The following is a 24,636-nucleotide window of genomic DNA, read 5'->3' on the forward strand; positions in this document are numbered from 1 at the left end:
CTGCTCAGCCCCCGGCGCCGGCCGGAACGCCGAGGCGGTTCTCGATCTCGGCGAGCGCGTCCGCCACCTTCGCCGGGTCGGTGCCACCGCCCTGGGCCAGGTCGGGCTTGCCGCCGCCACCACCGCCAAGCACGCCCGCGGCGGCCTTGACCAGGTCACCGGCGCGCACGCCGGCGTCGCGGGCCGGGCCGTTGGTGGCCACGACGATCGAGGGGCGCCCCTTGGCGACCCCCGCCACGGCGACCACCGCGGGTGTCGCGTCGCCGAGGCGTCCGCGCACGTCGAGCACGAGCTTGCGCAGGTCGTCGCCGCCGACCTCACCGGCGTCCGCGGTGACGACGCGCGTGTCGCCGAGGTTCTTGGCGTTGTCGACGAGGCCCGCGGCGCCGGAGAGCACCTGCGCGGCCTTGATCGCAGCGATCTCCTTCTCCGCGTCGCGCAGGCGCGTCACGAGCGTCTCGACCCGGCCCGCGAGCTCGTCGGGACGGGCCTTGAGCGTGTCGGCCAGGCGGCTGACGATGAGGCTCTCGGTGCTCAGGTGGTCGTAGGCGTCGAGTCCCACGAGGGCCTCCACGCGGCGCACCCCGGAGCCGATCGAGGACTCGCCGAGCAGCTTGACGATGCCGAGCTGCCCGACCCGCTGGGCGTGCGTGCCACCGCACAGCTCCTTGCTCCAGTCGCCGATGGAGACGACCCGCACCTCCTGGCCGTACTTCTCCCCGAACATCGCCAGCGCGCCGGACTCCAGGGCCGACTTGCGGTCCATCACCTGGGCGCCCACCGGCAGATCGTCGAGCAGCACCTGATTGATGTGCTGCTCGATCTCGGCGAACGTGCTGGCCGGCACCGGCTTGCTCCAGCTGAAGTCGAACCGCAGCCGGCCGGGTGAATTCTCGGACCCGGCCTGCGTCGCCGTGGAGCTCAGCGCGTCGCGCAGCGCCTGGTGCAGCACGTGGGTCGCGGTGTGCGACCGCGAGACCGAGCGGCGCCGGGCCACGTCGATGCTCGACTCGGCGACATCCCCGACCCCGATCTCGCCGGCGGCGACGCGGCCCTTGTGCACGATCAGTCCCGTGATCGGCTTCTGCACGTCGAAGACGTCGACGAGCCCGCCGCCGACCCGGATGAGACCGTGGTCGGCCAGCTGGCCACCGCCCTCGGCGTAGAACGGGGTGGCGTCGAGAACGAGTTCGACCTCGTCGCCCTCGCCCGCCCGATCGGCGGGAACGCCGTCGACGAGCATGCCGGCGACCCGCCCGCTGCCCTCCACCTGCAGGTACCCGGTGAAGTCGACCGGTTTGCCGAGCACGTCCGCCAGGTCGCGATACGAGTGGGTGTCGGTGTGCCCCTGCTTCTTGATCTTGGCGTCGGCCTTGGCCCGCTCCCGCTGCTCCGTCATGAGCTTGCGGAAGCCCTCCTCGTCGACGGCCAGACCTTGCTCGGCCGCCATCTCCAGAGTCAGATCGATGGGGAAGCCGTAGGTGTCGTGCAGCGCGAACGCGTCGTCGCCGCCCAGCCGCTGCTGCCCCGAGCCCTTCGCCTTGGCGACCGCGGTGTCCAGGATCGTCGTGCCGGAGGCCAGCGTGCGCCGAAAGGCGTCCTCTTCGGCGTAGGCGATCGAGCTGATCCGCGACCAGTCGCGCCCCAGCTCGGGGTAGGAGCGCGACATGCGCTCCAAGCTCACCGGCAGCAGCTCGGGCAGGCTCGGCTGCTCGACGCCGAGCAGGCGCATGGAGCGCACGGCGCGACGGAGCATGCGGCGCAGCACGTAGCCGCGGCCCTCGTTGCCGGGGGTCACGCCGTCGCCGATGAGCATGAGGGAGCTGCGCACGTGATCGGCCACGACCCGCAGCCGCACGTCGTCGGGATGGGAGTGCCCGGCGTCCTGCGCGGAGTGGATGCCGTAGCGCTTGCCGGCGAGGTCGGCCGCGCGCTCGAGCACCGGGTAGACCTCGTCGATCTCATACATGTTGTCGACGCCCTGCAGGATGCTGGCGATGCGCTCCAGACCCATGCCGGTGTCGATGTTCTTGTTCGGCAGGTCGCCGCGGATGTCGAAGTCGGTCTTGGAGCGCACGGCGGACAGCTCGTGCTGCATGAACACGAGGTTCCAAATCTCCATGAACCGGTCCTCGTCGACGGCCGGGCCGCCGTCGGGGCCGTACTCGGGACCGCGGTCGACGTAGATCTCGCTGCACGGGCCGCCGGGGCCGGGCACGCCCATCGACCAGTAGTTGTCGGCGCGGTCGCGGCGCACGATCCGCCCGCGGTCGATGCCGGTGAGCTGCACCCACAGGTCGGCGGCCTCGTCGTCGTCCTCGTAGACGGTGACCCACAGCTTGTCGGGCTCCAGCCCGTAGCCACCGGCGCCCTGGTGGGTCGTCAGCAGCTCCCAGGCGAACTCGATCGCGCCGGCCTTGAAGTAGTCGCCGAAGCTGAAGTTGCCGTTCATCTGGAAGAACGTGCCGTGCCGGGAGGTCTTGCCGACCTCCTCGATGTCCTGGGTGCGCACGCACTTCTGCACCGAGGTGGCGCGGTGGTACGGCGGGGTCTCCTGGCCGAGGAAGTACGGCTTGAAGGGCACCATGCCGGCATTGACGAAGAGCAGGTTGGGGTCGTCGTACAACAGGGGTGCGCTCGGTACGACCGTGTGGCCCTTGCTCTCGAAGAAGGCCAGCCAGCGGCGCCTGATCTCGGCGGTTTCCATGAGTACGTCGCGTCCTTTGCTCTGCTCGGACAGGTGATTGGCGCCTAAGGCGCGTGAATGTAGTTGCGCCGCAAGCACGCACAGGTAGTCGTGCCGCAGGCACGCAGCGTGGTGCAGGGCACGCAGGCTCCAGTATGACGCGTCGGCCCCGCCCCGCTCTCCGCGGCACGCGGCGCTCGGCCCTGACCACCAAGGATGAGTGCCACCTGAGGACGCCGTCACGATCCGGCCACGCCTGCACAGCATCGTTAGCTAACCGCCGTGGGCCGACTTACTGTTTCGTCACCCGCTTCACCAAGCACATTGTGCAGTCGAAGCGGCAAGAACGACTCGAAGTCAGGAGATGCGCTACATGGCGATGGAACATCCGACCACCCGAGTCGGTTTGCCGTCGGCAAGCCTGATTCCGGGCGCCGGTCTCGACGGGGGCGACCCGTCCACTCCACCTCCGCCGGCGGGCAAGGACGTGCAGGGCCGCACTCCCTGGCAATTGGCGTGGCGGCGGCTGCGGCGCGACAAGGCGACGATGGTCATGGGCGGGGTCGCGGCCCTCGCGGTGCTCATCGCGATCCTGGCCCCGCTGCTCACGGCATGGGGCGTACTCGACCCGTACGACTTCCACCCGGAGCTCATCGACGGCGCGACCGGTGGCCTGCCGAACGCGGCGGGTGGAGTGAGTCGGGCCCACCCGTTCGGCGTCGAGCCGCAGACCGGGCGCGATGTCTTCTCACGGGTGATGCTCGGCGTCTCCTTCTCCCTGACCATCGCGCTCTCCGCCTCGCTGCTGACGATCATCGTCGGCACGATCATCGGCATCATCAGCGGCTTCGCCGGCGGGGCCATCGACTTCTGGATCAGCCGGATCATCGACATGATCCTCTCCTTCCCCCAGACCCTCATGCTCATCGCGCTGTCGGCGATGTTCGTCGGGGTGCTTGTCAGCTTCGGGGTGCCGGACGGAGCACCCGCCAACGGCCTCTACATCATCCTGTTCCTCTCGCTCTTCCAGTGGCCGGCCTTCGCCCGCATCGTGCGCGGGCAGGTGCTCTCGCTGCGCGAACGCGAGTTCGTCGAGGCCGCCCGCAGTCTCGGCGCGCGCAACCCGCGCATCTGGTTCCGCGAGTTGCTCCCTAACCTGTGGGCGCCCGTGCTCGTGTACTTCAGCCTCTACCTACCGCAGTTCGTCTCCGCGGAGGCGGCACTCTCCTTCCTCGGAGTCGGCATCAAGCCGCCGACTCCCACGCTGGGCAACGTCTTGACCAGCTCCGTCGTGTACTCCACGGCGGCCCCCCTGTTCTTCTTCACGCCCGCGGCCACGATCGCGATCATCGTGCTCGCCTTCAACCTGCTCGGCGACGGCCTGCGCGACGCGCTGGACCCGCGAGCCTCCCGGTGAGCTCCACCGAAACGGGCCCCGCGGGGCCGTAATACCGAAAAGCAACCACCTGCTTGGCGCGCATCCGCGCACTAAGAGTCGCCCGCAACCGCGGTGCGACGACGACAAAGGAGAATGCAGTGCCTAAGAACACCCGGGTCTTCGCTCTACTTGCCGCCGCGGCCATCACCCTTCCTCTCGCCGCCTGCGGCGGCGGCTCGACCAGCGACGCCGGAGGTGGCGGCGGCACGGCGCAGTCCGGTGAAGCCGGGGGCAAGGGCGGCACGCTGAACTACCTCACCAAGCGCAACGCCGAGCACCTGGACCCCCAGCGCATGTACATCGGTCGCGACCTGTCGAACATGGGCCGACTCGTCTACCGCAGCCTGGTGCAGTTCCCCGTCACCGAGGACGCCAAGCAGGCCTCCACCCCGGTCCCCGACCTCGCGACCGACACCGGCAAGTCCGAACAGGGCGGCAAGCAATGGAGCTTCACCCTCAAGGACGGCGTGCGCTGGCAGGACGGCAAAGACGTCACGTGTGATGACGTCAAGTACGGCCTCGCGCGCTCGTTCGCCACCGACATCATCACCGGTGGCCCGAACTACGCCCTCGGTCTGCTCGACGTCCCCAAGGGCAGCGACGGGCTGCCGGCCTACAACGGCCCCTACAAGAAGGCCGGCCAGGCCGACTTCGACAAGGCCGTCACCTGCTCCGGCAAGACGATCACGTACCACTTCAACAAGCCGTGGCCGGACTTCCCGCTGGCGATCGCCTCCCTGCGGGTGTTCGACCCCTACCGCGCCGACCAGGACAAGGGCGACAAGTCGAACTACGCGGTCTTCGCCAACGGCCCGTACAAGCTCGACGGCACCTGGCAGAAGGGCTCCGGCGGCACGTTCGTGCGCAACGACCAGTACGACCCGGCGACCGACGGCGTGCGTAAGGCGCTGCCGGACAAGATCGTCTTCACCGAGGGCCTGACGGACGAGGTCGTCGCGCAGCGCCTCATCTCCGACAGCGGCGACGACAAGAATGCGGTCTCGGACCGGCGCCTGCCCCCGGCGTTCTACTCCCAGGTGCAGGGCCCGGTCGCGGAGCGCTCGGCCAACCCCGAGTCGCCGTACGTCGACTACCTGCTGCCGAACTTCAACCGGATCAAGGACCCGAAGGTCCGCCAGGCACTGTTGCTCGCCACGAACAAGAAGGCCTATCAGGAGGCCAACGGCGGCGACAAGGCGTACGCCGACGCTCAGTCGATCGTCAACCCCAGCCTCATCGGGTACCACGCCAACCCGGCCTACGGTGGCAACCCGCAGGGCGACCCGGCGGCCGCGAAGGCGTTGCTCACCGAGGCCGGGGTGCAGATGCCGTACCCGTTGAAGTACACGTACAGCGGCGGCACGCCGACGACCGACAACGCGGCAGCGGCGCTGAAGCAGACGTGGGACGCGGCCGGCTTCAATACGACGCTGGAGCCGCTGTCGGACACGTACTACGACGTCATTCAGAACCCGGCCAAGGACTCCGACGTCTACTGGGGCGGCTGGGGCGCGGACTGGCCGTCGATGTCCACGGTCATCCCGGCGCTGTTCGACTCGCGCATCAACCTCACCCCGAAGTCGAACGGGCAGGACTACGGCAACTACAAGTCCGATGCCGTCAACAAGCTCTTCGACGAGGCCGCCGCGCAGTCCGATGTGACCGCGCAGGCCGCCAAGCTCGTGGAGGCGGACACGCAGTTGGGTAAGGACGTCGCCTACATCCCGCTGGGCGTGCAGAAGTTCTACTTCGTGTACGGCTCCAACATCACCGGCTACGTCAACAACCCGGCCGTGAGCATGTACCCCGACCTCGGCGCGATCGGCGTCAAGAGCTGACCAGGTCCCTCGGTCCGGCGCCCGGTGGCCACCTGCCACCGGGCGCCGCCGGGCCGCGACGGGCCCCGACAGGTCCGCGGCTTCGTCCCATCCATCGGCTCGCCATCGTTCGCAGGAGCTGACATTGTTCGCCTTCATCGTGCGCCGGGTTTTCGTCGGCGTCGTCATGTTGTTCGTCATGAGCCTCGTGACGTTCCTGCTGTTCTTCGCCTCGCCCGCCGACCCAGCCCGGTTCACGTGCGGCAAGAACTGCTCGCCCGCGCTCATCGAGCAGAACCGCAAGGCGCTCGGCTTCGACCAACCGGTCCTCGTGCAATGGGGCAACTTCGTGCGAGGCATCTTCGTCGGGCGCGAGTTTCCCAACGATCCCGAGCTCAAGCGCAGCGCGCCGGAGACCATCGCCGAGTGCCCGGCGCCCTGCCTGGGCTATTCGCCGCAGTCGAGCGCGAATGTCACCGACATCCTCAAACAGAAGATCCCCGTCTCGGCGTCGCTGGCGTTGGCGGCCTTCATCATGTGGATTCTCGGTGGCGTCGGCGGTGGCATCATCGCGGCGTTACGCAAGGGCAAATTCGCCGACAAGATCATCGTCGGCGCCGCCCTCATCGTGTACGCCTTTCCCACCTTCTTCATCGGGCTGTTCCTGCTGCAGTACGTCGCACTGAAATGGCAGCTGACGCCGTATCCGGTGTACACGCCGTTGGCGAGCAACCCCATTGCGTGGGCGCTCGGGTTGTTCCTGCCGGGGTTGACGCTGGCGCTGTTCTACATGGCCGGCTATGTGCGCCTGACGCGGGCCTTCGTGCTGGAGTCGCTGAGCGAGGACTACCTGCGCACGGCCCGCGCGAAGGGCGTCCCCCGCCGCACCATCCTGTTCAAGCACACGATGCGGGCAGCCCTGACGCCGCTGGCGACCATCGCAGGACTCGACCTGGCCAATGTGCTCGGCGGCGCGATCATCACCGAGAACGTCTTCAACTACGACGGTCTCGGCAAGCTCGCGGTGCAGGCGGCCACGACCTACGACCTGCCGGTCACCGTCGGGATCGTGGTGCTGCTCGCGGCGTTCGTCATCACCGCCAACATCATCGTCGACGTGCTGTACGCGGTCATCGACCCGCGCGTCAAGGTCTCCTGAGGAGGACAGCGTGTCATCGATCATGCAACGCCGCCGGCAGGCGGAGTCGGCTCGGGCGCACGACGACCGGTCGCACGACGGGCCGCTGCTCGTCGTGGAGGACCTGCGGGTGCACTTTCCCACCGAGGACGGGCTCGTCAAATCCGTCGACGGCCTGACTTTCGAGGTCGAGGCCGGCAAGACCCTCGGCATCGTCGGCGAATCGGGGTCGGGCAAGTCGGTGACGAGCCAGGCGATCATGGGCCTGCACCGCGGCAGCCGCGCGAAGCTGTCGGGGCGCATTCTGCTCGGCGGGCGCGACCTGATGACGATGTCGGAGGCCGACCTGCGTCGGTTGCGCGGCGAAGAGGTGGCGATGGTCTTTCAAGACCCGCTGTCCTCGCTGCACCCCTACTACACGATCGGCAATCAAATCGCCGAAGGCGTGCTCGTGCATCACGACATGTCCAAGGCGGCGGCCAAGCAGTTGACGATCGAGATGCTCGACCGGGTGGGCATTCCCCATCCGGCGAAGCGCTTCGATCAGTACCCGCACGAATTCTCCGGTGGTATGCGCCAACGCGCGATGATCGCCATGGCGCTCATCAACAATCCGCGGCTCATCATCGCCGACGAACCGACGACGGCACTCGACGTCACCGTCCAGGCGCAGATTCTCGACCTGCTCATGGACCTACAGCGCGAGTTCGGGTCGGCGATCATCATCATCACCCACGACCTGGGAGTGGTCGCCCAGATGGCCGACGACATCCTCGTCATGTACGCAGGGCGCGCGGTCGAGCGGGCCGCGGCGCAGACGCTCTTCTATCAGCCCGAACACCCCTACACCTGGGGACTGCTGTCGTCGATGCCCCGCATGGATCAGGAGCGCCAGACGCGGCTGCGCCCGATCCGGGGCAATCCCCCGTCGCTCATCAATGTCCCCACCGGGTGCGCCTTCAATCCGCGGTGTGACTACGCGTCGACCGACTTGGGTTGCTTTGCCCAAGAGCCGCCGTTCGACGTCGACTCGACCCACCCCGTGCGCTGTCTCATCCCCGCGCACGAGCGCCGCACGACGTTCCAGGACACGGTGAGGCCACTTCTATGAGCACTCCATCGAATGACGTGCTGTTCGCCGTCGACGACCTCAAGAAGCACTTTCCGTTGAAGACCCAAGGCATCATCCGGCGGGCCGCCGACCCGGTCAAGGCGGTCGACGGCATCTCCTTCGCCCTGCACGAGGGGGAGACGCTGGGCATCGTCGGTGAGTCCGGCTGCGGCAAGTCGACGGCGGGGCGCACGCTGCTGCAGCTCATGCCGCCGACCGCCGGGCGCATCACCTACCGCGGGGAAGACATCACGGGCGCCAAGGGGTCGCGGCTGCGCGGGCTGCGTACGCAGATGCAGATGATCTTCCAGGACCCCTACGGCTCGCTGAACCCGCGGCACACGATCGGGACGATCGTCGGGGCACCGTTCGCCATCCAGGGCATCAAGCCGCCCGGCGGCGTGAAGAAGACCGTCGAGGGGCTGCTGGAGCGGGTCGGGCTCAACCCCGAGCACTACAACCGCTACCCGCACGAGTTCTCCGGCGGGCAGCGCCAACGCATCGGGGTGGCCCGGGCAATCGCGCTGCAGCCGCGGATCATCGTGGCCGACGAGCCGGTGTCGGCGCTCGACGTGTCGATCCAGGCGCAGGTCGTCAACCTGCTGGAGGACCTGCAGGACGAGTTCAAGCTGACCTACGTGTTCGTCGCGCACGACCTGTCGGTGGTGCGGCACATCGCCGACCGGGTGGCCGTCATGTACCTGGGCAAGATCATGGAGATCGCCGGCCGCGACGAGCTGTACGAGGCCCCGCAGCACCCCTACACGCAGGCGCTCCTGTCGGCCGTGCCGATCCCCGATCCGCGCAAGGAGGACCGCAAGGAGCGCATTCTGCTGACCGGTGATCTGCCCTCGCCGATCAACCCGCCGTCGGGCTGCGTCTTTCACACACGCTGCCCGAAGCTGCGCACCGAGTTGTCGGAGTCGCAAGGGGCGCGCTGCCGGGGCGAGGTGCCGCTGCAGCGCGAGACCGTGCCCGGGCACGAGGTCGCCTGCCACTTCCCGACGCTGCCGACCGCCGGCTGATCGCCGCGACACACGAGACAGGGCGCGCTCCCGGGACCATCGGGGGCGCGCCCTGTCTCGTGTCCGCGTCGTCTGGCCACGGACCGTCGGGTCTGGTGAGTGGCGGCTACGTGCGCACGGTCGCCCGGGTGCCGCGCCACGGTCGGACGGCGCCGAACGTCACGAAGAAGACGAACTCGTGCATGGTCGTGCGCCAGAAGGTGCCGGCCGGGTCGCGGTGCGCGCCCGGTCGGCGTTCGGCCCGTGTGGCGACCCGGGTCGGCGCGAGCTCGCGCCCAGGCCGGGTCGCTGTTGCGGTCACGGCCGCCGCCAGGGACGACGCCTCACGCAGCCCGGCTACCGGAGAATTGACGCTCATCGACTCTCACCCCTTTCTCCCCCCTCAGCGTTTCTTTCCTCAGTGGCAGCATGCTGGGCCGAGCCCCTGATCAGCGGCATTACCCATCGGCACGGCGTGTCGCAGCGCGGCCTGTCTTGTTGTGCCCCAAGTGATTTCGCGCCCGCTCAGCTGCCGCGCCCGCGCAGGCGGCCGCGTAGCCAGGCCCACCGCTCGACCATCCGGGCCTCGAAGCCGCGCTCCTTGGGGTGGTAGTAGTCGGCGTCGAGCAGGTCATCGGGCAGGTACTGCTGGGTGGCGACGGAGTCGGGCTCGTCATGGGCGTAGATGTAGTCCTCGGGCTTGCCGACGGCCCGGGTGGCCGAGCCCGCGGCGCGGGAGCGCGCGGTGCCGCGCAACGGTGGCGGCACGGCGGCGCCCTTACCGGCGCGCACGTCGGCGATGGCCTGGCCGATCGCCAGGTAGGAGGCGTTCGACTTCGGAGCCAGGCAGTTGTGCACCACGGCCTGGGCCAGGATGATGCGCGCCTCGGGCATCCCGATCTGCGCGACCGCGTGCATCGCGGCGACGGCGGTCTGCAAGGCCGTCGGATCAGCCATCGCGATCTCTTCGCTGGCGGAGATGACGATGCGGCGGGCGATGAACCGCGGGTCCTCCCCCGCCTCCAGCATCCGCGCCAGGTAGTGCAGGGCTGCGTCGACGTCGGAGCCGCGCATCGATTTGATGAACGCGCTGGCGACGTCGTAGTGCTGACCGCCGGCGCGGTCGTAGCGCACGGCGGCCTGGGCGACCGCCTGTTCGGCGTGGGCCAGCTCGATGTCTTGCGGGTCGTCGCGCTCGGGCAGCCCGAGTCCAGCGGCGCGGGCGTCAGCGGCCACCCCGGCCGCGGCCTCGAGGGACGTCAGCGCGCGTCGCGCGTCGCCGCCGGCCATCCGCACGAGATGCGCAGTCGCCTGCTCGGTCAGCCGATAGGCGCCGGCCAGCCCGCGGTCGTCGGTGAGCGCGGCGGTCAGCACGTCGGCGACCTCGTCGTCGGTCAGCGACGTCAGGGTGATGAGCATGGAGCGCGAGAGCAGCGGCGCGATGATCGAGAAGCTGGGGTTCTCGGTCGTCGCGGCGACGAGGATGACGAGCCGGTTCTCGACGCCGGGCAGCAGCGCGTCCTGCTGGGCCTTGGAGAAGCGGTGGATCTCGTCGAGGAAGAGCACGGTGGCGCGGCCGTAGAGGTCGCGGTCGCGGGCGGCGGCGTCCATGACCGCCCGCACGTCTTTGACGCCCGCGGTCACGGCGGACAGTTCGACGAACCGGCGCCCGGCCGCAGTCGCGACGAGGTGCGCGAGTGTCGTCTTACCGGTGCCGGGCGGACCCCAGATGATGGCCGACAGCGGCCCGGCGGCCCCACCGGATCCCTCGATGAGGCGCCGCAACGGGCTCCCGGGCCGCAGCACGTCGCGCTGGCCGCGGACCTCCTCGACGGTGGTGGGCCGCATCCGCACCGCCAGCGGTGGCCGGATGTCGCCCTGCCCGGGCTCGTCGGCGGCGTCACCCCGGGCGTCGTCGGGCCCGCGATCGGCCCGGGCCGCAGCGAAAAGGTCACTCACCCCGTCAGGCTAGACGCCACCCCCGACAAGCCCGCCCGCCTGCGCCGACCGTGGTGTTCCATGCCGTCGCCGACGGTCGCGCTCGCTGCCGAGGCATGCGGTTGCGACCGCGCCCGAAGGCAGGGAGCGCAACGGTCGGCGAGCAGCACCTCACTGGCGCGGTCGGCTCCGGCCCGCGGCGGGTGGGCCCATGCCACGATGTGCCGGTGCCGACTCCATCCCCACGCCGTCACCGGTGAGCGCCGGGCACCACGAGACCGACGGTGCGCAGGGTGCCACGAGACCTGCCCTGCGGCCCTTGGCGTCGCGCGCGCAGTTACTTCAGGCCTGCGGCGGCGACACGTTTGCCCGCCTGGATCCCGGCACGCGCCTGCGTGGTTGGGCCCTGGACAGGACCGGCGAAGCCACCGCCGGCGAGGGTGCCGTCGCCTACGTGCGCGCCTCGGCGCGGCGGGCACCGAGCCTGACGGCCTGGGGACCGCGCGTGCTCGAGTTGCTGACCCTGCTGCGCGACAGGGACATCACGCGCCAACACGGCATCACGTCGATCACCGCCCCATACGACGAGCGGGCCGCGGTGGCGCAACTGTTCGCGTTCGACGGCGGTGGCGACTGGGAGTGGATGTGGACGACGACCGCGCCACCCCGCCAACCCGGCGAAGCCAACCTCGTCTCGCTCGACGACGTGGCCGACGCCGACCACCTCCGGCCACCGCACGCGACGGTTGCGCCCCCTGCCGGCGGGCGCGGTCGCAACCGCATGCCTCGGCAGGGAGCGCAACCGTCGGCGAGTGGGCCGGGCGTCAGCGGGCGACGAGGATCGCGGCCTCGGTCGTCGACCAGTCGGCGGAGATCAGGTCCGTCGAGACGTCGCCGTTACCGGCCAGATCGCGGTGCAGCAGCACTGAGCCGGCAGGGACGCCGCGGGCGATGTCCTTGAGGTTGTAGAGCACGCCGCCCTGCACGATGCCGGGCCCGTTGCCCGCGTCGAGCAGCGACCCGAGCACCCGACCGGAGTCGTTGATCTGCTCGGCCTGGAAGCGCTGGGCAGCCGGTACGAGCGGACGCGCGGCTTGGCCCCACGGCAGCAGCACGCTCTCGCCGCCGCGGTTGGCCACCACGTTGGCGCCATTGGGCGAGATCCCGCCGCCGTAGGCCGTCACGGAGGCGGCGCCGACGGACTTGTCGAGGGCGGCCGACCCTCGCGACCAGGCGGCCTTGCCGCTCGCGTTGCCCACGACGACTCCGGTGTTCGACAGGCCCCAACTGGCGCCGAAGTCGGCCTTGGCATCGTGCACGACGACCCCGCCGCCGGCCGGCCAATAGGCCCGGTTGCGGTTGGTGGACCCGCGGTCGTTCGAGACGACCCGGCCGATGACGTCGCCGCGATCGTTGATGGCCTCGGGCAGGCCGACCAGTCCGCGGGGAACGGGCAGGCGCCGGACCTGTCCGCGGGTGTCGACGACGACCGACACCTGCGATTGCTGCCCGCAGGTCGCGAAGCCGAGCACGGCGCCGCCGCTGGTGACGTCGACCCCGCTGTCGAGGGTGCAGCCGGAGCGGGCCGACGCGGTGGCCCAGCGCCGAACGCCGTTGCGGTCCGCGACGAACACGCCGGTGCGCGACTGACCGTCGGCACTGGCCCCGAAGGCCGTCCCCACGACCAGGCCGTTGCTCGACATCCCCGCCGCGTTGCTACTCCAGCCGCCGGTCGTGCCGGGCACCTTGGCGTGCAACGCCTTGAGCTCGTACACCGGCGCTGCCGTGGCGCGCTGCGCCCGCACCGGCTGCCTGCTCTTGCCGCCGCGCTTGGTGGCGGCGGTCTGCGCGGCTGTCTCTGTCGCCGTCGCGCTACTGGTCTGAGACGACTGGTCGGTCCGCTGCGGGAGGGTCATGGCGCCGGCCGGAGCGGCGGAGGCCGCGATGAGGCAGCCGGCAACGATCGGTACCCACATGGCGGTCCGGTTGAGATTGTTCATGATGTCCCCTGTGTGTGGTGTCAACCCGCGCTGCGCGGGTCATCTGTCGGTCGCGAAACCCGAGCATCCGATGACGACGTTCGTCCGTGGACGGACGCTGACATCGAGTCGATCGACCAGGACGGGGACAGCCCTGGTGCATGGAAGTCGGTGATCCGCAACACCCAGTTTCGAGAGTGACCGAGAACCGTGTGCAAAGCAAGCACAACACGCGAAGCTGTTGCAGCGCAAAACAATCCACGTCGATCCAGCCTCAGACGAGGCGGCGGTTCGCGGCGCCCGAGCGCGACCAGGCCTCAACTGCTCAGGGCAGCCGCGGCGGTGAACGTCAGGTAGCTCAGGACCGTCGAGATGAGGATGACGCGGGCGACGCGCGCACTGTTCGCCCCATATCGCTCGGCCAGGACAGCGACATTGGCGGCGGCGGGCAGGGCCGCGGTCAGGATGAGCACGAGGTGGGCCGTCGGCGACAGCGCGATGCCGACCGCCTGCATGCCAAGACCCAGCACCCAGACCAGCAACGGGTGTACGAACAGCTTCAACCCGGCGAGCCAGTAGGCGTCGCCGAAGGCGCGCACCCCGGTGCGCACGCGGCCCGGGGTCGACCCGCCGCGCTCGCGCGCCAGCACGGCACCGATCGTGAACAGTGCCACCGGCGTCGCCGCCGCCGCCAGCATGGTCACGACCGCATCGACCGGAGCCGGCAGACTCACCTGCGCCCACCCGGCCAGAGCGCCCAGCATGATGGCCCACGGCAGCGGATTGCGCACCACGCGCCCCAACGAAGCGATCACCTGAGTCGTGAGGCTGCTGCTGCCGCGGTCACCGAAGTGCGCCAGGGCGATGGCGATCGACTGGATGAGCACGATGTCCACCAGCAGACTGGCGCTGATCGGGCCGGCGGCCTCCTGCCCCACCAGCGCGAGCAGCAGCGGCACCCCCATGAACCCGGAGTTCGGCAACGCGGCGATGAGACCACCGAAGGCGCTGTCCAGCCAGCCACGCCCGCTGCGTCGCGCGGTCGCGGCGGCGATCGCCAGCACCGCCAAGCCCGCCACAAGCCACAGGCCCAGCACCGCCGGATCCAGCAGCTGCCGGATCGGGGTTGCTGCACCCAGTTGGTACAACATCGCGGTCAGCGCGAAGTAGAGCACGAACACGTTGAGCCCGGGGACCGCAGCGACCGGCAGGGCCCCGGTGCGTGCCGCGAGGTACCCGATCCCGATCAGGGCGAAGAACGGGAACGTCACCGACAGGATCGCGAGCACGCCCCTGGTCAGACTCCCCGCACGCCCGCGGACGCCAGGAGTTGGCGCAGGTCACCGGAGCCCGCCGAGGGCTCATGACGCACCGCCACGATCCCGCACGTCGCGGCCGCCTCGACATTGGCCTCGACGTCGTCGACGAACACCACTCGCTGGGCCGGCAATCCCAGGTCCGCCAGGATGGCCTCGAAGTAGGCGGCGTCCGGCTTGGCCGCCCCGACGTCGCAGGAGAAGTAGGTGCCGTCGACGAGGTCGGCGTACCCCAGCTCGAGCATGAGGTCGCGCCGGTAGTCGAGCTGATTGGTCGCCAGGTAGGCCTGGGAGCCAGCAGCCCGCACGTCGCGGACGACCTGCCAGGCAGCGGGGTCGATGCGGATGTTGTCCCACAGCGACGCGATGAGGTCCACCTGGTCCGGCGGCAGCCCGCGCCTCGCCACGAGATCCTCGACCGCCTCCCGCAGCGACACCTCACCGCGCAACGCCGGCCTCTCCACGGCCCACATCTCCTCGAGGAGGTGGAAGTCGAAGCCTTCGTTCAGCTCCTCCAGCCGCTCGAACCAGCCGTCCTTGGCGTACTGGAGCACCCCGTCGCAGTCGAAGAGCACGGCAGCGACCGGCTCGCCCGGCTGGGCGCCCCGACGATCCGAGGCACCCAGCGGCGAGTTCGCGGCCATCAACTCTGCTTCGGTGCCGCAGCGGAGGTGTCCTGCGTGCCCTTGGCCGCGTCCTTGGGGTCCGGTTTGGCGTCGACGCCGGCCTCCTTACGCTGCTCCGGCGTGATCGGAGCCGGAGCGTCGGTCAGCGGGTCGTAGCCGCCGCCGGACTTGGGGAACGCGATGACGTCGCGGATCGACTCGAAGCCACCCAGCAGCATGACGATCCGGTCCCAGCCGAACGCGATCCCACCGTGCGGCGGCGCGCCGAAGGCGAACGCCTCGAGCAGGAAGCCGAACTTCTCCTGCGCCTGCTCCTCGCTCAGGCCCATCACCTTGAACACACGCTCCTGCACGTCGCGGCGGTGGATACGGATCGAGCCGCCGCCGATCTCGTTGCCGTTGCAGACCATGTCGTAGGCGTAGGCCAGCGCGGGGCCCGGGTCGGTGTCGAAGGTGTCGACGAACTCGGCCTTCGGCGAGGTGAAGGCGTGGTGCACGGCGGTCCAGGCGCCGCCACCGACGGCGACGTCACCGGCGGCGCGAGCGTCAGCGGCCGGCTCGAACAGCGGGGCGTCGAGCACCCACAAGAAGCTCCAGGCGCTCTCGTCGATGAGCCCGCAGCGCTTACCGATCTCCAGGCGGGCCGCGCCGAGCAGACCGCGAGCCGCCTTGGCCGGGCCGGCGCCGAAGAACACGCAGTCGCCGGGCTGGGCGCCGACGTGCGCGGCCAGGCCTGCGCGCTCGGCCTCCGAGAGGTTCTTGGCGACCGGGCCGCCGAGCTCACCGTCGTCGCCGACGAGCACGTACGCGAGGCCCTTGTGGCCGCGCTGACGGGCGAACTCCTGCCACCCGTCAAGGCTGCGGCGCGGCTGGCTGGCGCCGCCGGGCATGACGACCGCGCCGACGTACTCGGCCTGGAACACCCGGAACGGGGTGTCCTTGAAGAACTCCGTGCAGTCCACGAGCTCATTGCCGAAGCGCAGGTCGGGCTTGTCGGTGCCGTACCGGGCCATCGCGTCGGCGTAGGTCAGCCGCGGGAACGGGGCGCTCAGGTCGACGCCGATGAGCTGCCAGATCTCCTTGACGAGGGCCTCGCCGAGCTCGAGCACGTCGTCCTGCTCGACGAAGCTCATCTCGATGTCGAGCTGGGTGAACTCCGGCTGCCGGTCGGCGCGAAAGTCCTCGTCGCGGTAGCAGCGGGCGATCTGGTAGTAGCGCTCCATACCGGCGACCATGAGCAGCTGCTTGAACAGCTGCGGGCTCTGCGGCAGGGCGTACCAGCTGCCCGGCGCGAGGCGCGCGGGCACGAGAAAGTCGCGGGCGCCCTCCGGGGTGGAGCGGGTCAGTGTCGGAGTCTCGATCTCGACGAAGTCGCGGGCGTCGAGCACCCGGCGCGCGGCCTGGTTGACCTTGCTGCGCAGGCGGATCGCGGTGCCGGCGGACTGGGCGCCGGGGCGGCGCAGGTCGAGGTAGCGGTGCTTGAGGCGGGCCTCCTCACCGACGTTGACGCGCTCGTCGATCTGGAACGGCAGGGGCGCGCTGGCGCTGAGCACCTCGATGCTCGAGGCGACGACATCGACCTGGCCGGTCGGCAGGTTGGGGTTGATGTCTTTCTCGTCCCGCGGGGCGACCTCGCCGAGCACCTTGATGCAGTATTCGTTGCGCAGGTCGTGCGCCGCGCCGGTGAGCACCTCGTCGCGGGCCACGACCTGGACCACGCCGGAAGCGTCCCGCAGGTCGATGAAGGCGACTCCCCCGTGATCGCGGCGGCGGGCCACCCATCCGGTCAGGGTGACCTGCTGGCCGGTGTTCTCGGCACGCAGCGTGCCGGCAGAGTGCGTTCGGAGCACGGATATTCCTTTCTTGCCCCCGCATAGACGGTGCGGGGTGCGGGCGGATCGTCGGCCACCTGCCCGGCAGCCTCGTCCATCCTACGAAGGGGCCGGCCCGCGCCCGCAATCCCTTTCGCTTCAACCCCTGTCGGCGCGCCGCGCGACGGTCGACGGCTCAGCTGCCCAGGGTGCGCTGCAGGTAGGCCAGGATCTGCGGCCAGTTCTCGGCGCGGGCGGCAGCGTTGCCGGCCACGGACCCGCCGTACTCGCCGAGGGAGTTGTAGAAGTCGTTGTCGGTAGAGACGGGCGGGCCGGCGGCGAAGTGCCCGGCGTCGGCGTAGGCGAGCACGGTCACCTCGGGTCCGCCGTTGGCTTGGGCGCGGTCGGCGACCTGGCGCGACATCTCGCAGGAGGGCCACATGGTGTCGCTCTCGCCGCACACCAGCAGGATCGGCGCGCCGGCGTTCTCGATCGGAATGATCGCATCCTGGTGTTGGGCCAGCTGGTCCAATCCGGCCTGGTACAGCTGGACGAGGTCGCCGCCGCGGAAGTCGCCGAACGGCAGGTACGGCACCTGCTGACCGTCGGCGCTCCAGGTCGACCCGATCGAGACCATCCGCCACGGCTGCTGCAGGTCCATGCCCTGCCAGACGACGCTGCTGGGCACCATCCCCACGACGGACTTGAGCTCCGGGTGTCGTGAGGCGACGAGCAGGCTCGCTTCACCGCCCTTGGAGCTGCCGATGACGCCCATCCGGTCGCGGTCGACCTGCGGCTGCGCCGCGAGGTAGGCCAGGGCGGTGTCGAACGTCTCCAACGGCAGCGACTCCATGGCCGCGGGCTGGTCGGGCCCGCCGAAGTAGGAGAGCGCGAGGGTGGAGTAGCCCTCGTCGCGCAGCAGCTGCGCCTGCTGGTCGGCGTAGACCGAGATGCCACCCTCGGACCCCCCGAGCAGCAGGATGCCCGGGGCGGCCGACCCCGGAACGGGGTAGTAATTGGCCAGCAGCCCCTGGTCGGTGACGCGGGTGCCGCCAGGGCCGGGATCGACGACCACGACATCGGGGGCCCAGGGCTTGGCGAACCACAACGCGACGCCCGCGACGAGGGCGATGACGAGCACACCGAGACAGCCGATGCCTAGGCGACGGGGCCAGCGCCGACGCGACGGCTGCCCGGGAGCGGGTGGGGTGGTCATCGGCGGTACGCCCCCTGAAAACGTCGCGTTCGGCTTTCACACTACGGCAATAGGGATTGAGCGGTCTTTTACGACCTTCCGGCCACGAACCGTATCCCCTAAAGGTGACTTGTATCACAGTACCGTGTTCGATCTTCCGTGGGCGCATGAGGCTCTAAGTGACTAGGCGGTAACATGGTTCGTCTGGCCTTGTTGCCGCGTGCAGGATGCGCATCAGGACCCACCCTGACACTCCCAACCCCGGAGGATGCCGCATGCCTAGCGCCACCAGCGACCCCTCGATCACCATGATGACCGTCTGCGGCCACCCGCTGCGCGTCCGCGACGCCGGCCCCAAAGACACCGAGGCGCTGCTCATCGTCAACGGGGCCGCAGCCAACCTCGAGGTACTCGACTCGCTCATCACACTGCTCGCGCAGTCGCGCCGGGTCATTGCCTTCGATCAGCCCGGCATGGGCGGTTCGCCCGCGACCTACCCGACGCTGCTGGTGCCGACCCTGAGCCGCATGGCCACGAACATCCTGCGCGACCGCGGCGTCACCAAGGCCGACGTGCTGGGCTACAGCTTCGGCGGCGCCATCGCGCAGCACATCGCCCTCACGCGACCCGACCTCGTGCGTCGCCAGATCCTGGTCTCCTCGGTATACGGCACGCTGGGCATCCCCAGCGACCCGATCTCCAACCTCGTGGTCTTGGGACACCAGACCCCAGCGCAGGCGATGTGCCGCGCCTATGCGCGTAAGGCCTACGGGGGCGTCGTGGCCCGCGACGAGGCGGCGCTCGACGCGTACGAGAAGGCGATCGAGGCGGCTCCGCCGGACCCCATCAGCTTCCTCGGCCAGGCCGTCGCGATGAGCTTGTGGCCCGTGCTGCCGTGGCTGTGGGCTCTGCGGGCCCCGACGCTGGTCATCACCGGCGACGAGGACCACGTGGTGCCGCTGGCCAACGCCCGGCTCATCGCCGCGCTGCTGCCCGACGCCCACCTGGAGATTCTGCCCGGGGCCGGTCACCTGCTGCTCATGGATCAAGCCGCGGAGTCCGCCGCCCTCATCGAGGCGTTCCTGACTCCCGGGCTGGCCGTGGCCACCGACACCGCAGGAGCCAAGCACCGCCGTGGGCGCGGCGTCGTGCCGCTGGACGACTACCGCCGCCGCTCCGACCGGGCGCAGGCCGCGGCCGGCTGCTAGCAGTGACCGGCTGGGGGTGACGCGCTGAGGGTGACGCGCTGCGCGCGATCGCCCGGTCGTAGCTAGGAGCGGCCGGAGGTGATGTCGCCGTCGACGTAGACCCAGCGGCGGCCGCGTCGCGCGAAGCGAGCCGTTTCGCTGAAGCCGCCGGGAGTGCCGTCGGGCGCCACCGACCGCACCCGGTAGCTGACGACCCCGGCGTCGCTGCCAGCCTCACCGGCCTGGGTCGAGCGCACGTCGAGACCGGTCCACCGACGCCGCGGATCGAGGGTCAGGGACGCGGGTCGGGTGCGCGGGTGCCAGGTGCGCAGCAGGTAGTCGGACTCCCCGACGGCGAAAGCGCTGTACCGGCTGCGCATGAGCTGCTCGGCGGTGTCGGCGTGCTCGGCGCCCCGGTGCAGCGGGCCGCAGCAGGCGTCGTAGGTCGCGGGAGCGCCGCACGGGCAGGGGCGACCGGTGGCGCCGACCTGGCCGAATGCGCCGGCCTGACCGAAGGCGCCGACCTGGCCGAAGGCGCCGGTCATCGCTCCTCCCCAGCGCCCAGGGCCTGCTCGATCTGAGCCAGGTCGGGGTCCCGGAGGCCGACCGAATCGTGATCCCAGAAGGCCCGCGGGTAGACGAGGGTGCCGCTCATCCAGGCTTCGTGGCCGGGCAGCAGGCGCACCTGGAAGGCCGGTGCCGGGATGCGCAGGCTCGGGCGCCGAAAGCCCAGCGGCTCGGCCGCCGCGAACCCGAACCGGGAGTAGAAACCGGGATCGCCCTCGAGGAAGACCGCCGGATAGCCCGCCGCGGCCGCCGCTTGCACGAGAGCCTCGATGAGTCGCCCGCCGATCCCCTGGCCGCGGGCACTCTCGGTGACGGACAGCGGCCCCAGCACCACGGCCTCCACCAGGCGTTGCCGCGCATCGAGCAGGGCCCGGCTCCCCAGGACGTGGCCCACCACGGTCCCCGCCTCGCCTCCGCGGCCCTGCGGTGCGACGGCGACCAGCGACAGCCCGGGCGGGGCGTCGCCGGAGTCGTCCAGGGCCTGCACGACGCGAGCCACGAGTCCGTCATCGACGAAGGCTGCCGCGACCAGGTCGAGCACCGCGGCCCGCTCGTGTGTCTGTTCTGCCCGGATGATCGTGCCCTCGTTCACGTGCTCTCCGATCGTCGGTGTACTGCTGCCCCGCCCAGCCTGACATCCCGGGCCCTAGCGCCGACATCGGCTGGGGACGGGGGACTTCGGTCTGTGGCGCGGCAGACTCACGTCCCTAGGATCTGCCACATGACGCCGCGCCGCACCGCCCTGTCTCTGACCGCCGCGCTGAGCCTGACCGCCGCGCTGAGCCTGACGCTGGGTGCCTGCGGATCCCCGGGGGAACAGGCGACCAGCCCGGCCCAGCCGACCGCAGCGACGGCGCCGACCGCAGGCACCGCGCCGACCGCAGCCACCGCGCCGACCGCAGCCACCGCGCCGACCGCAGCCACCGCGCCGACTGCAGCCACCGCGCCGACCGCAGCCCAGACTCCCGCCGACGGCCTGCTGGCCGAGCACGGGCTCCAGGGTTTGAGCGCGCGCCAGATCATCGAGAAGCTCGACGCCACCGCCGTCGACGATCGCGCGGCCGACCTGATGGCCTCGGTGCGGCCCGACGCGCTGCTGTTGTCGCCGCGTTCGGCCGGCGCGGCCACAGAGCCGATCTCCCTGCCGATCGAGGGGGACGCCACCTTCTACCTCTCGGTTGCGCCGTACGTCTCCCAGACCCACGACTGCCACTTCCACAGCCTCACGACCTGCCTGGGCGAGCTGCGTAACCAGCCGGTGCAGGTCACGGTCACCGCATCCGATGGCACGGTGCTCGTCGAGGAGAACACGACGACCTTCGACAACGGCTTCGTCGGGGTGTGGCTGCCGCGCGACATCGAGGCGAGCCTGACCGTCACCCACGCCGGTAAGACCGCGACACAGCCCATCCGCACCGGCGCGCAGGACGCCACCTGCATCACGACGACCAGGCTCGCCTGAACGGATTTCAGCGAGCGGCTCTCGGCGGGCAGCTCTGGGCGAGCGGCTCTCAGCGGGCCTGGTTGCTCGGGTGCTGCGGCCAGGGCACGTCGGCGGCGCGCAGGGTGGCAAAGCCGCGGGCGCGGGCCGCCTCGACGGCCAGCACGCCGACGACCACGCCGGCGTTGTTGATACGACCCGAGAGGGCGGCGGCGACGGCGTCCTCCAGGTCGACCCAGGCCGTCGGCATGCCCAGCTCCTCGGCCTCCCGCTGGTGCCGCTGCTCCGGCGGCACCGCGGCCAGGTCGCGCGCGAGGTAGATGCGCAGCGCCTCGTTCATGCCGCCCGGAGAGGCGTAGAAGTCGGCCACGACGTGCCACTGGGCGGCGGTGAGGTCGACCTCCTCGGCGAGCTCGCGGATGGCCGCGGCGTGCGGGTCCTCACCCGCGACGTCGAGCAGCCCCGCGGGCAGCTCCCACTCGTAGGTGCCCACCGGATGCCGATACTGCTGGATGAACAGCAGCTGCGGCCGACCCTGCACCTCGCGGTACGGGGCCGTGATGACGGCGCCGGGGTGCTCGAGGTACTCGCGGGTGACGACGCCACCCTCCCCCAGGTCGAAGGTGTCGCGCTGCACGGCCCACACCATCCCGGTGAAGGGCACCTCGCGGCGGCGCACCGGGCGCGGGTCGTGCCGGTCGACGAGCTCGTGCCCGGGCAGCGTCGGTGCGTCCAGGCCGCTGCTCACGCCCCCGCCTCGATGAAGCTGTCGTCGGTCGCGGGCCGGTTCTCGCGCTCGACCTCCACGAGCCGCCCGGCGCGCTGCCGGTCGAGGGCCGCCTCGACCAGGCCCGCGAACAGCGGGTGCGCGTGGTGCGGCCGGGAGAGGAACTCCGGGTGTGCCTGCGTGGCGACGTAGTAGGGGTGCACGTCTTCGGGTAGCTCGACGAACTCCACGAGCCGCCCGTCGGGCGAGGTGCCGGAGAACGACATCCCGGCTTCGGTGAGCCGGTCGCGGTAGGCATTGTTGACCTCGTAGCGGTGCCGGTGCCGCTCGTGCACGTTGGTGCGCCCGTAGGTCTGGGCGACGACCGAGCCGCGAGCCAGCTTGGCCGGATACGAGCCGAGACGCATCGTGCCGCCGAGGTCGCCGGCGCCCTCGACGAACTCCTTCTGCTCGGCCATCGTCGCGATGACCGGCTCGGTGGTGTCGGGGTCGAACTCGCTCGAGCTGGCGCCCGGCAGTCCGGCGACTTCGCGGGCGAACTCGATGACCATGCATTGCAGGCCCAGGCAGATGCCCAAGGTCGGCACCTGGTGGGTGCGGGCCCACGTCAGCGCGCCGAGCTTGCCCTCGATGCCGCGCACTCCGAATCCGCCGGGGACGAGCACCGCGTCGACCCCGCCGAGCGCCTCCTGGGCGCCGTCGGGGGTCTGGCAGTCGTCGGAGGCGACCCAGCGGATGCGGACCTTGGCGTCGTGGTGGAAGCCCCCGGCGCGCATCGCCTCGGTGACCGACAGGTAGGCGTCGGGCAGGTCGATGTACTTGCCGACGAGCGCGATCTCGACCTCGTGCGCGGGGTCGTGCACGCGCCGCAGCAGCCGGTCCCAGTCGCTCCAGTCGACGTCGCGGAAGCTCAGGCCGAGGCGGCGCACGACGTAGGCGTCCAGGCCCTCGCCGTGGATGACCTTCGGGATGTCGTAGATCGAGGGCGCGTCCGGGCAGGCGATCGTCCCCTCGACGTCGACGTCGCAGGCCAGCGCGATCTTGCGCTTGAGCCCCGCAGGGATGTCGCGGTCGGCGCGCAGCACGAGCGCGTCGGGCTGGATGCCGACCTGGCGCAGCGCCGCGACGGAGTGCTGCGTGGGCTTGGTCTTCAGCTCGCCGCTGGGCGCCAGGTACGGCACAAGCGAGACGTGCAGGAAGAAGCAGTTGTCGCGGCCGAGGTCGTGGCGCACCTGCCGCGCGGCCTCAAGAAAGGGCAGCGACTCGATGTCGCCGACGGTGCCGCCGATCTCGGTGATGATGACGTCGGGCACCTGATCGGCTCGGCCCGGCACCGGAGTGGCCTGCTCGCGCATCCGCTCCTTGATCTCGTTGGTGATGTGCGGGATGACCTGCACGGTGTCGCCCAGATACTCGCCGCGGCGCTCTTTGGCGATGACGCGGCTGTACACCTGCCCGGTCGTCACGTTGGCCTGGGCGGACAACGGGACGTCGAGGAAGCGCTCGTAGTGGCCGATGTCGAGGTCGGTTTCGGCGCCGTCGTCGGTCACGAAGACTTCTCCGTGCTGAAACGGGTTCATGGTGCCGGGGTCGACGTTGAGGTAGGGATCGAGCTTCTGCATGGTCACGCGAAGGCCGCGCGCGCGCAGGAGAAGGCCGAGGCTGGAAGCGGTCAGGCCCTTACCGAGAGAGGAAGCGACGCCGCCGGTCACGAAGATGTGTTTCGTCTGCACCACGGGCTTGAAGCTTACGTCATTCTCAGGCCGATGCGGCGACGCGTCCGCCACGTCGGGCACGGCCACGGGGGATGGACGTCGAATCCGGCACGGCCTGTAGGTGGTTGGCGCTGCGGGTGGCGTGCTCGCGGGGTTGCGCATCGACACCCACAGCGGTGTTATCGACGCGGCCGGCCGCCTCGCGCAGGAGCGCGGCGGCGTGCTCGCGGGCCAGGGCGGAGTCGGTGCCCGCCATCATCCGGGCCAGCTCGGCCAGTCGCTCGTCGGCCTCGACGGGGTGCACCCCGGAGGCGGTCACGTGCCCGTCGACCGCCTTGTGCACGACCAGGTGCCGGTCGGCGAAGGCCGCGACCTGCGGCAGGTGGGTGACGACGACGACCTGGGTGTGACGGGCGAGGGCGGCCAGGCGCTGCCCGATGGCCAGGGCCGCGCGCCCACCCACGCCGGCGTCTACCTCGTCGAAGACGAACGTGCCGACCCCGCCGCAGCCGCTCTCGCGCCGCGCCGCTGCGGCCTGGGCGATGACGACCTCCAGGGCCAGCATGATGCGGCTCAGCTCACCGCCCGAGGCGGCCTTGGCGACGCTGCGGGCGGGACTGCCGGGGTTGGCGGCCAGGGCGATCTGCACCGTCTCAGCGCCGTGCGGGCCGGGTCGCTGCGTCGGCTCGACGGTCACGTGCACGCGGGCGTTCGGCATTGCCAGCTGGGCGAGCTCGGCGGTGACGGCGACGGCGAGCCGGTGCGCAGCCTGCGCCCGGGCGGCGGTGAGCTCGTCGGCGCGGGCCCGCAGCCGCAGCCGCGACTCGGCCAGCTCGCGCTGCACCTCTTCGCCCCGCTGCGCCGCCCCCGCCAGCTCGGCCAGTCGCTGCGCCGCCTGCTCACCCCAAGCCAGCACGTCGGCCGTGGTGGGGCCGTGGCG

Annotated in this window: 20 protein-coding genes; 7 read left to right on the plus strand and 13 right to left on the minus strand. The window is 70.6% G+C overall.

Features of this window, described 5'->3' with window-relative positions; all coding sequences use genetic code 11:
• Positions 1-4 precede the first annotated feature (4 nt).
• Positions 5-2,707: an alanine--tRNA ligase gene (gene alaS / locus KILIM_RS11635; protein ID WP_006592886.1), complete on the minus strand. Its 2,703-nt coding sequence runs from the start codon at positions 2,705-2,707 to the stop codon at positions 5-7.
• A gap of 352 nt (positions 2,708-3,059) precedes the next feature.
• On the opposite strand from alaS, the gene KILIM_RS11640 reads away from it, so the two are divergent.
• The 5 genes from KILIM_RS11640 (at position 3,060) to KILIM_RS11660 (ending at position 9,215) form a co-directional block, all read left to right on the plus strand.
• Positions 3,060-4,103 (plus strand): ABC transporter permease, encoded by a 1,044-nt coding sequence (locus KILIM_RS11640; RefSeq protein ID WP_006592887.1) that lies wholly within the window; start codon positions 3,060-3,062, stop codon positions 4,101-4,103.
• A 119-nt stretch (positions 4,104-4,222) separates the two neighbouring features.
• On the plus strand, positions 4,223-5,962 hold the full coding sequence (locus KILIM_RS11645) for an ABC transporter substrate-binding protein (RefSeq protein WP_006592888.1): 1,740 nt from the start codon (positions 4,223-4,225) through the stop codon (positions 5,960-5,962).
• 124 nt (positions 5,963-6,086) lie between these two features.
• Positions 6,087-7,100, plus strand: coding sequence for an ABC transporter permease (locus tag KILIM_RS11650; RefSeq protein WP_006592889.1), 1,014 nt, complete (start codon positions 6,087-6,089; stop codon positions 7,098-7,100).
• A gap of 10 nt (positions 7,101-7,110) precedes the next feature.
• Positions 7,111-8,190: an ABC transporter ATP-binding protein gene (locus KILIM_RS11655; protein ID WP_006592890.1), complete on the plus strand. Its 1,080-nt coding sequence runs from the start codon at positions 7,111-7,113 to the stop codon at positions 8,188-8,190.
• Positions 8,187-9,215 (plus strand): ABC transporter ATP-binding protein, encoded by a 1,029-nt coding sequence (locus KILIM_RS11660; protein ID WP_040563104.1) that lies wholly within the window; start codon positions 8,187-8,189, stop codon positions 9,213-9,215. The genes KILIM_RS11655 and KILIM_RS11660 overlap by 4 nt, the downstream gene beginning before the upstream one ends.
• Before the next feature lie 106 nt (positions 9,216-9,321).
• Here KILIM_RS11660 and KILIM_RS11665 read toward each other — a convergent pair whose 3' ends face one another.
• The 7 genes from KILIM_RS11665 to KILIM_RS11695 all read right to left on the minus strand — a co-directional run bounded on the left by KILIM_RS11665 (position 9,322) and on the right by KILIM_RS11695 (position 18,080).
• Entirely contained in the window at positions 9,322-9,573 is a 252-nt protein-coding gene (locus tag KILIM_RS11665; protein WP_006592892.1) for a hypothetical protein, read from the minus strand.
• A gap of 146 nt (positions 9,574-9,719) precedes the next feature.
• The gene (locus KILIM_RS11670) at positions 9,720-11,153 is read right to left on the minus strand and encodes a replication-associated recombination protein A (RefSeq protein WP_006592893.1); all 1,434 of its coding nucleotides are present in this window, start codon (positions 11,151-11,153) and stop codon (positions 9,720-9,722) included.
• Positions 11,154-11,956: 803 nt separating this feature from the next.
• Positions 11,957-13,132, minus strand: coding sequence for a hypothetical protein (locus KILIM_RS11675; protein WP_006592894.1), 1,176 nt, complete (start codon positions 13,130-13,132; stop codon positions 11,957-11,959).
• 296 nt (positions 13,133-13,428) lie between these two features.
• Positions 13,429-14,400 (minus strand): AEC family transporter, encoded by a 972-nt coding sequence (locus tag KILIM_RS11680; protein WP_006592895.1) that lies wholly within the window; start codon positions 14,398-14,400, stop codon positions 13,429-13,431.
• An 8-nt stretch (positions 14,401-14,408) separates the two neighbouring features.
• Positions 14,409-15,071 (minus strand): HAD-IA family hydrolase, encoded by a 663-nt coding sequence (locus KILIM_RS11685; RefSeq protein ID WP_006592896.1) that lies wholly within the window; start codon positions 15,069-15,071, stop codon positions 14,409-14,411.
• A complete protein-coding gene (aspS, locus tag KILIM_RS11690; RefSeq protein WP_006592897.1) occupies positions 15,071-16,903 on the minus strand; it encodes an aspartate--tRNA ligase in 1,833 nt (610 codons plus the stop codon). Before aspS ends, KILIM_RS11685 begins: the two co-directional genes overlap by 1 nt.
• A 157-nt stretch (positions 16,904-17,060) precedes the next feature.
• Entirely contained in the window at positions 17,061-18,080 is a 1,020-nt protein-coding gene (locus KILIM_RS11695; protein WP_083876112.1) for an acyl-CoA thioester hydrolase/BAAT C-terminal domain-containing protein, read from the minus strand.
• A gap of 254 nt (positions 18,081-18,334) precedes the next feature.
• Between KILIM_RS11695 and KILIM_RS22405 the strand changes: the two genes are divergently transcribed.
• Positions 18,335-19,267: an alpha/beta fold hydrolase gene (locus KILIM_RS22405; RefSeq protein ID WP_006592899.1), complete on the plus strand. Its 933-nt coding sequence runs from the start codon at positions 18,335-18,337 to the stop codon at positions 19,265-19,267.
• A gap of 62 nt (positions 19,268-19,329) precedes the next feature.
• On the opposite strand, the gene KILIM_RS11705 is transcribed toward KILIM_RS22405, so the two are convergent.
• Complete coding sequence (locus KILIM_RS11705) at positions 19,330-19,791, minus strand: YchJ family protein (protein WP_006592900.1); 462 nt, start codon at positions 19,789-19,791, stop codon at positions 19,330-19,332.
• Entirely contained in the window at positions 19,788-20,405 is a 618-nt protein-coding gene (locus tag KILIM_RS11710; RefSeq protein WP_006592901.1) for a GNAT family N-acetyltransferase, read from the minus strand. Before KILIM_RS11710 ends, KILIM_RS11705 begins: the two co-directional genes overlap by 4 nt.
• A 129-nt stretch (positions 20,406-20,534) precedes the next feature.
• On the opposite strand from KILIM_RS11710, the gene KILIM_RS24010 reads away from it, so the two are divergent.
• Positions 20,535-21,275: a CueP family metal-binding protein gene (locus KILIM_RS24010; RefSeq protein WP_006592902.1), complete on the plus strand. Its 741-nt coding sequence runs from the start codon at positions 20,535-20,537 to the stop codon at positions 21,273-21,275.
• 49 nt (positions 21,276-21,324) lie between these two features.
• Here KILIM_RS24010 and KILIM_RS11720 read toward each other — a convergent pair whose 3' ends face one another.
• The 3 genes from KILIM_RS11720 to KILIM_RS24015 all read right to left on the minus strand — a co-directional run.
• Positions 21,325-22,002, minus strand: coding sequence for an NUDIX domain-containing protein (locus KILIM_RS11720; protein WP_006592903.1), 678 nt, complete (start codon positions 22,000-22,002; stop codon positions 21,325-21,327).
• On the minus strand, positions 21,999-23,717 hold the full coding sequence (pyrG, locus tag KILIM_RS11725) for a CTP synthase (protein ID WP_006592904.1): 1,719 nt from the start codon (positions 23,715-23,717) through the stop codon (positions 21,999-22,001). Before pyrG ends, KILIM_RS11720 begins: the two co-directional genes overlap by 4 nt.
• A 22-nt stretch (positions 23,718-23,739) precedes the next feature.
• Positions 23,740-24,636, minus strand: an 897-nt coding sequence (locus KILIM_RS24015; RefSeq protein ID WP_006592905.1) for a DNA repair protein RecN, incomplete at its 5' end; no start/stop codon positions are given.

This window comes from Kineosphaera limosa NBRC 100340 (genome assembly GCF_000298215.1).
GTDB classification, from domain to species: Bacteria; Actinomycetota; Actinomycetes; order Actinomycetales; family Dermatophilaceae; genus Kineosphaera; species Kineosphaera limosa.

What these genes read in the sequence shown, in the direction of transcription:
- KILIM_RS11640 (WP_006592887.1), top strand. Translation starts at nt 3,060, where the DNA reads ATGGCGATGGAACATCCGACCACCCGAGTCGGTTTGCCGTCGGCAAGC.
- KILIM_RS24010 (WP_006592902.1), top strand. Translation starts at nt 20,535, where the DNA reads ATGACGCCGCGCCGCACCGCCCTGTCTCTGACCGCCGCGCTGAGCCTG.
- KILIM_RS11665 (WP_006592892.1), bottom strand. Translation starts at nt 9,573, where the DNA reads ATGAGCGTCAATTCTCCGGTAGCCGGGCTGCGTGAGGCGTCGTCCCTG.
- KILIM_RS22405 (WP_006592899.1), top strand. Translation starts at nt 18,335, where the DNA reads ATGCCTAGCGCCACCAGCGACCCCTCGATCACCATGATGACCGTCTGC.
- KILIM_RS11660 (WP_040563104.1), top strand. Translation starts at nt 8,187, where the DNA reads ATGAGCACTCCATCGAATGACGTGCTGTTCGCCGTCGACGACCTCAAG.
- alaS (WP_006592886.1), bottom strand. Translation starts at nt 2,707, where the DNA reads ATGGAAACCGCCGAGATCAGGCGCCGCTGGCTGGCCTTCTTCGAGAGC.
- KILIM_RS11705 (WP_006592900.1), bottom strand. Translation starts at nt 19,791, where the DNA reads ATGACCGGCGCCTTCGGCCAGGTCGGCGCCTTCGGTCAGGCCGGCGCA.
- KILIM_RS11675 (WP_006592894.1), bottom strand. Translation starts at nt 13,132, where the DNA reads ATGAACAATCTCAACCGGACCGCCATGTGGGTACCGATCGTTGCCGGC.
- KILIM_RS11695 (WP_083876112.1), bottom strand. Translation starts at nt 18,080, where the DNA reads ATGACCACCCCACCCGCTCCCGGGCAGCCGTCGCGTCGGCGCTGGCCC.
- KILIM_RS11685 (WP_006592896.1), bottom strand. Translation starts at nt 15,071, where the DNA reads ATGGCCGCGAACTCGCCGCTGGGTGCCTCGGATCGTCGGGGCGCCCAG.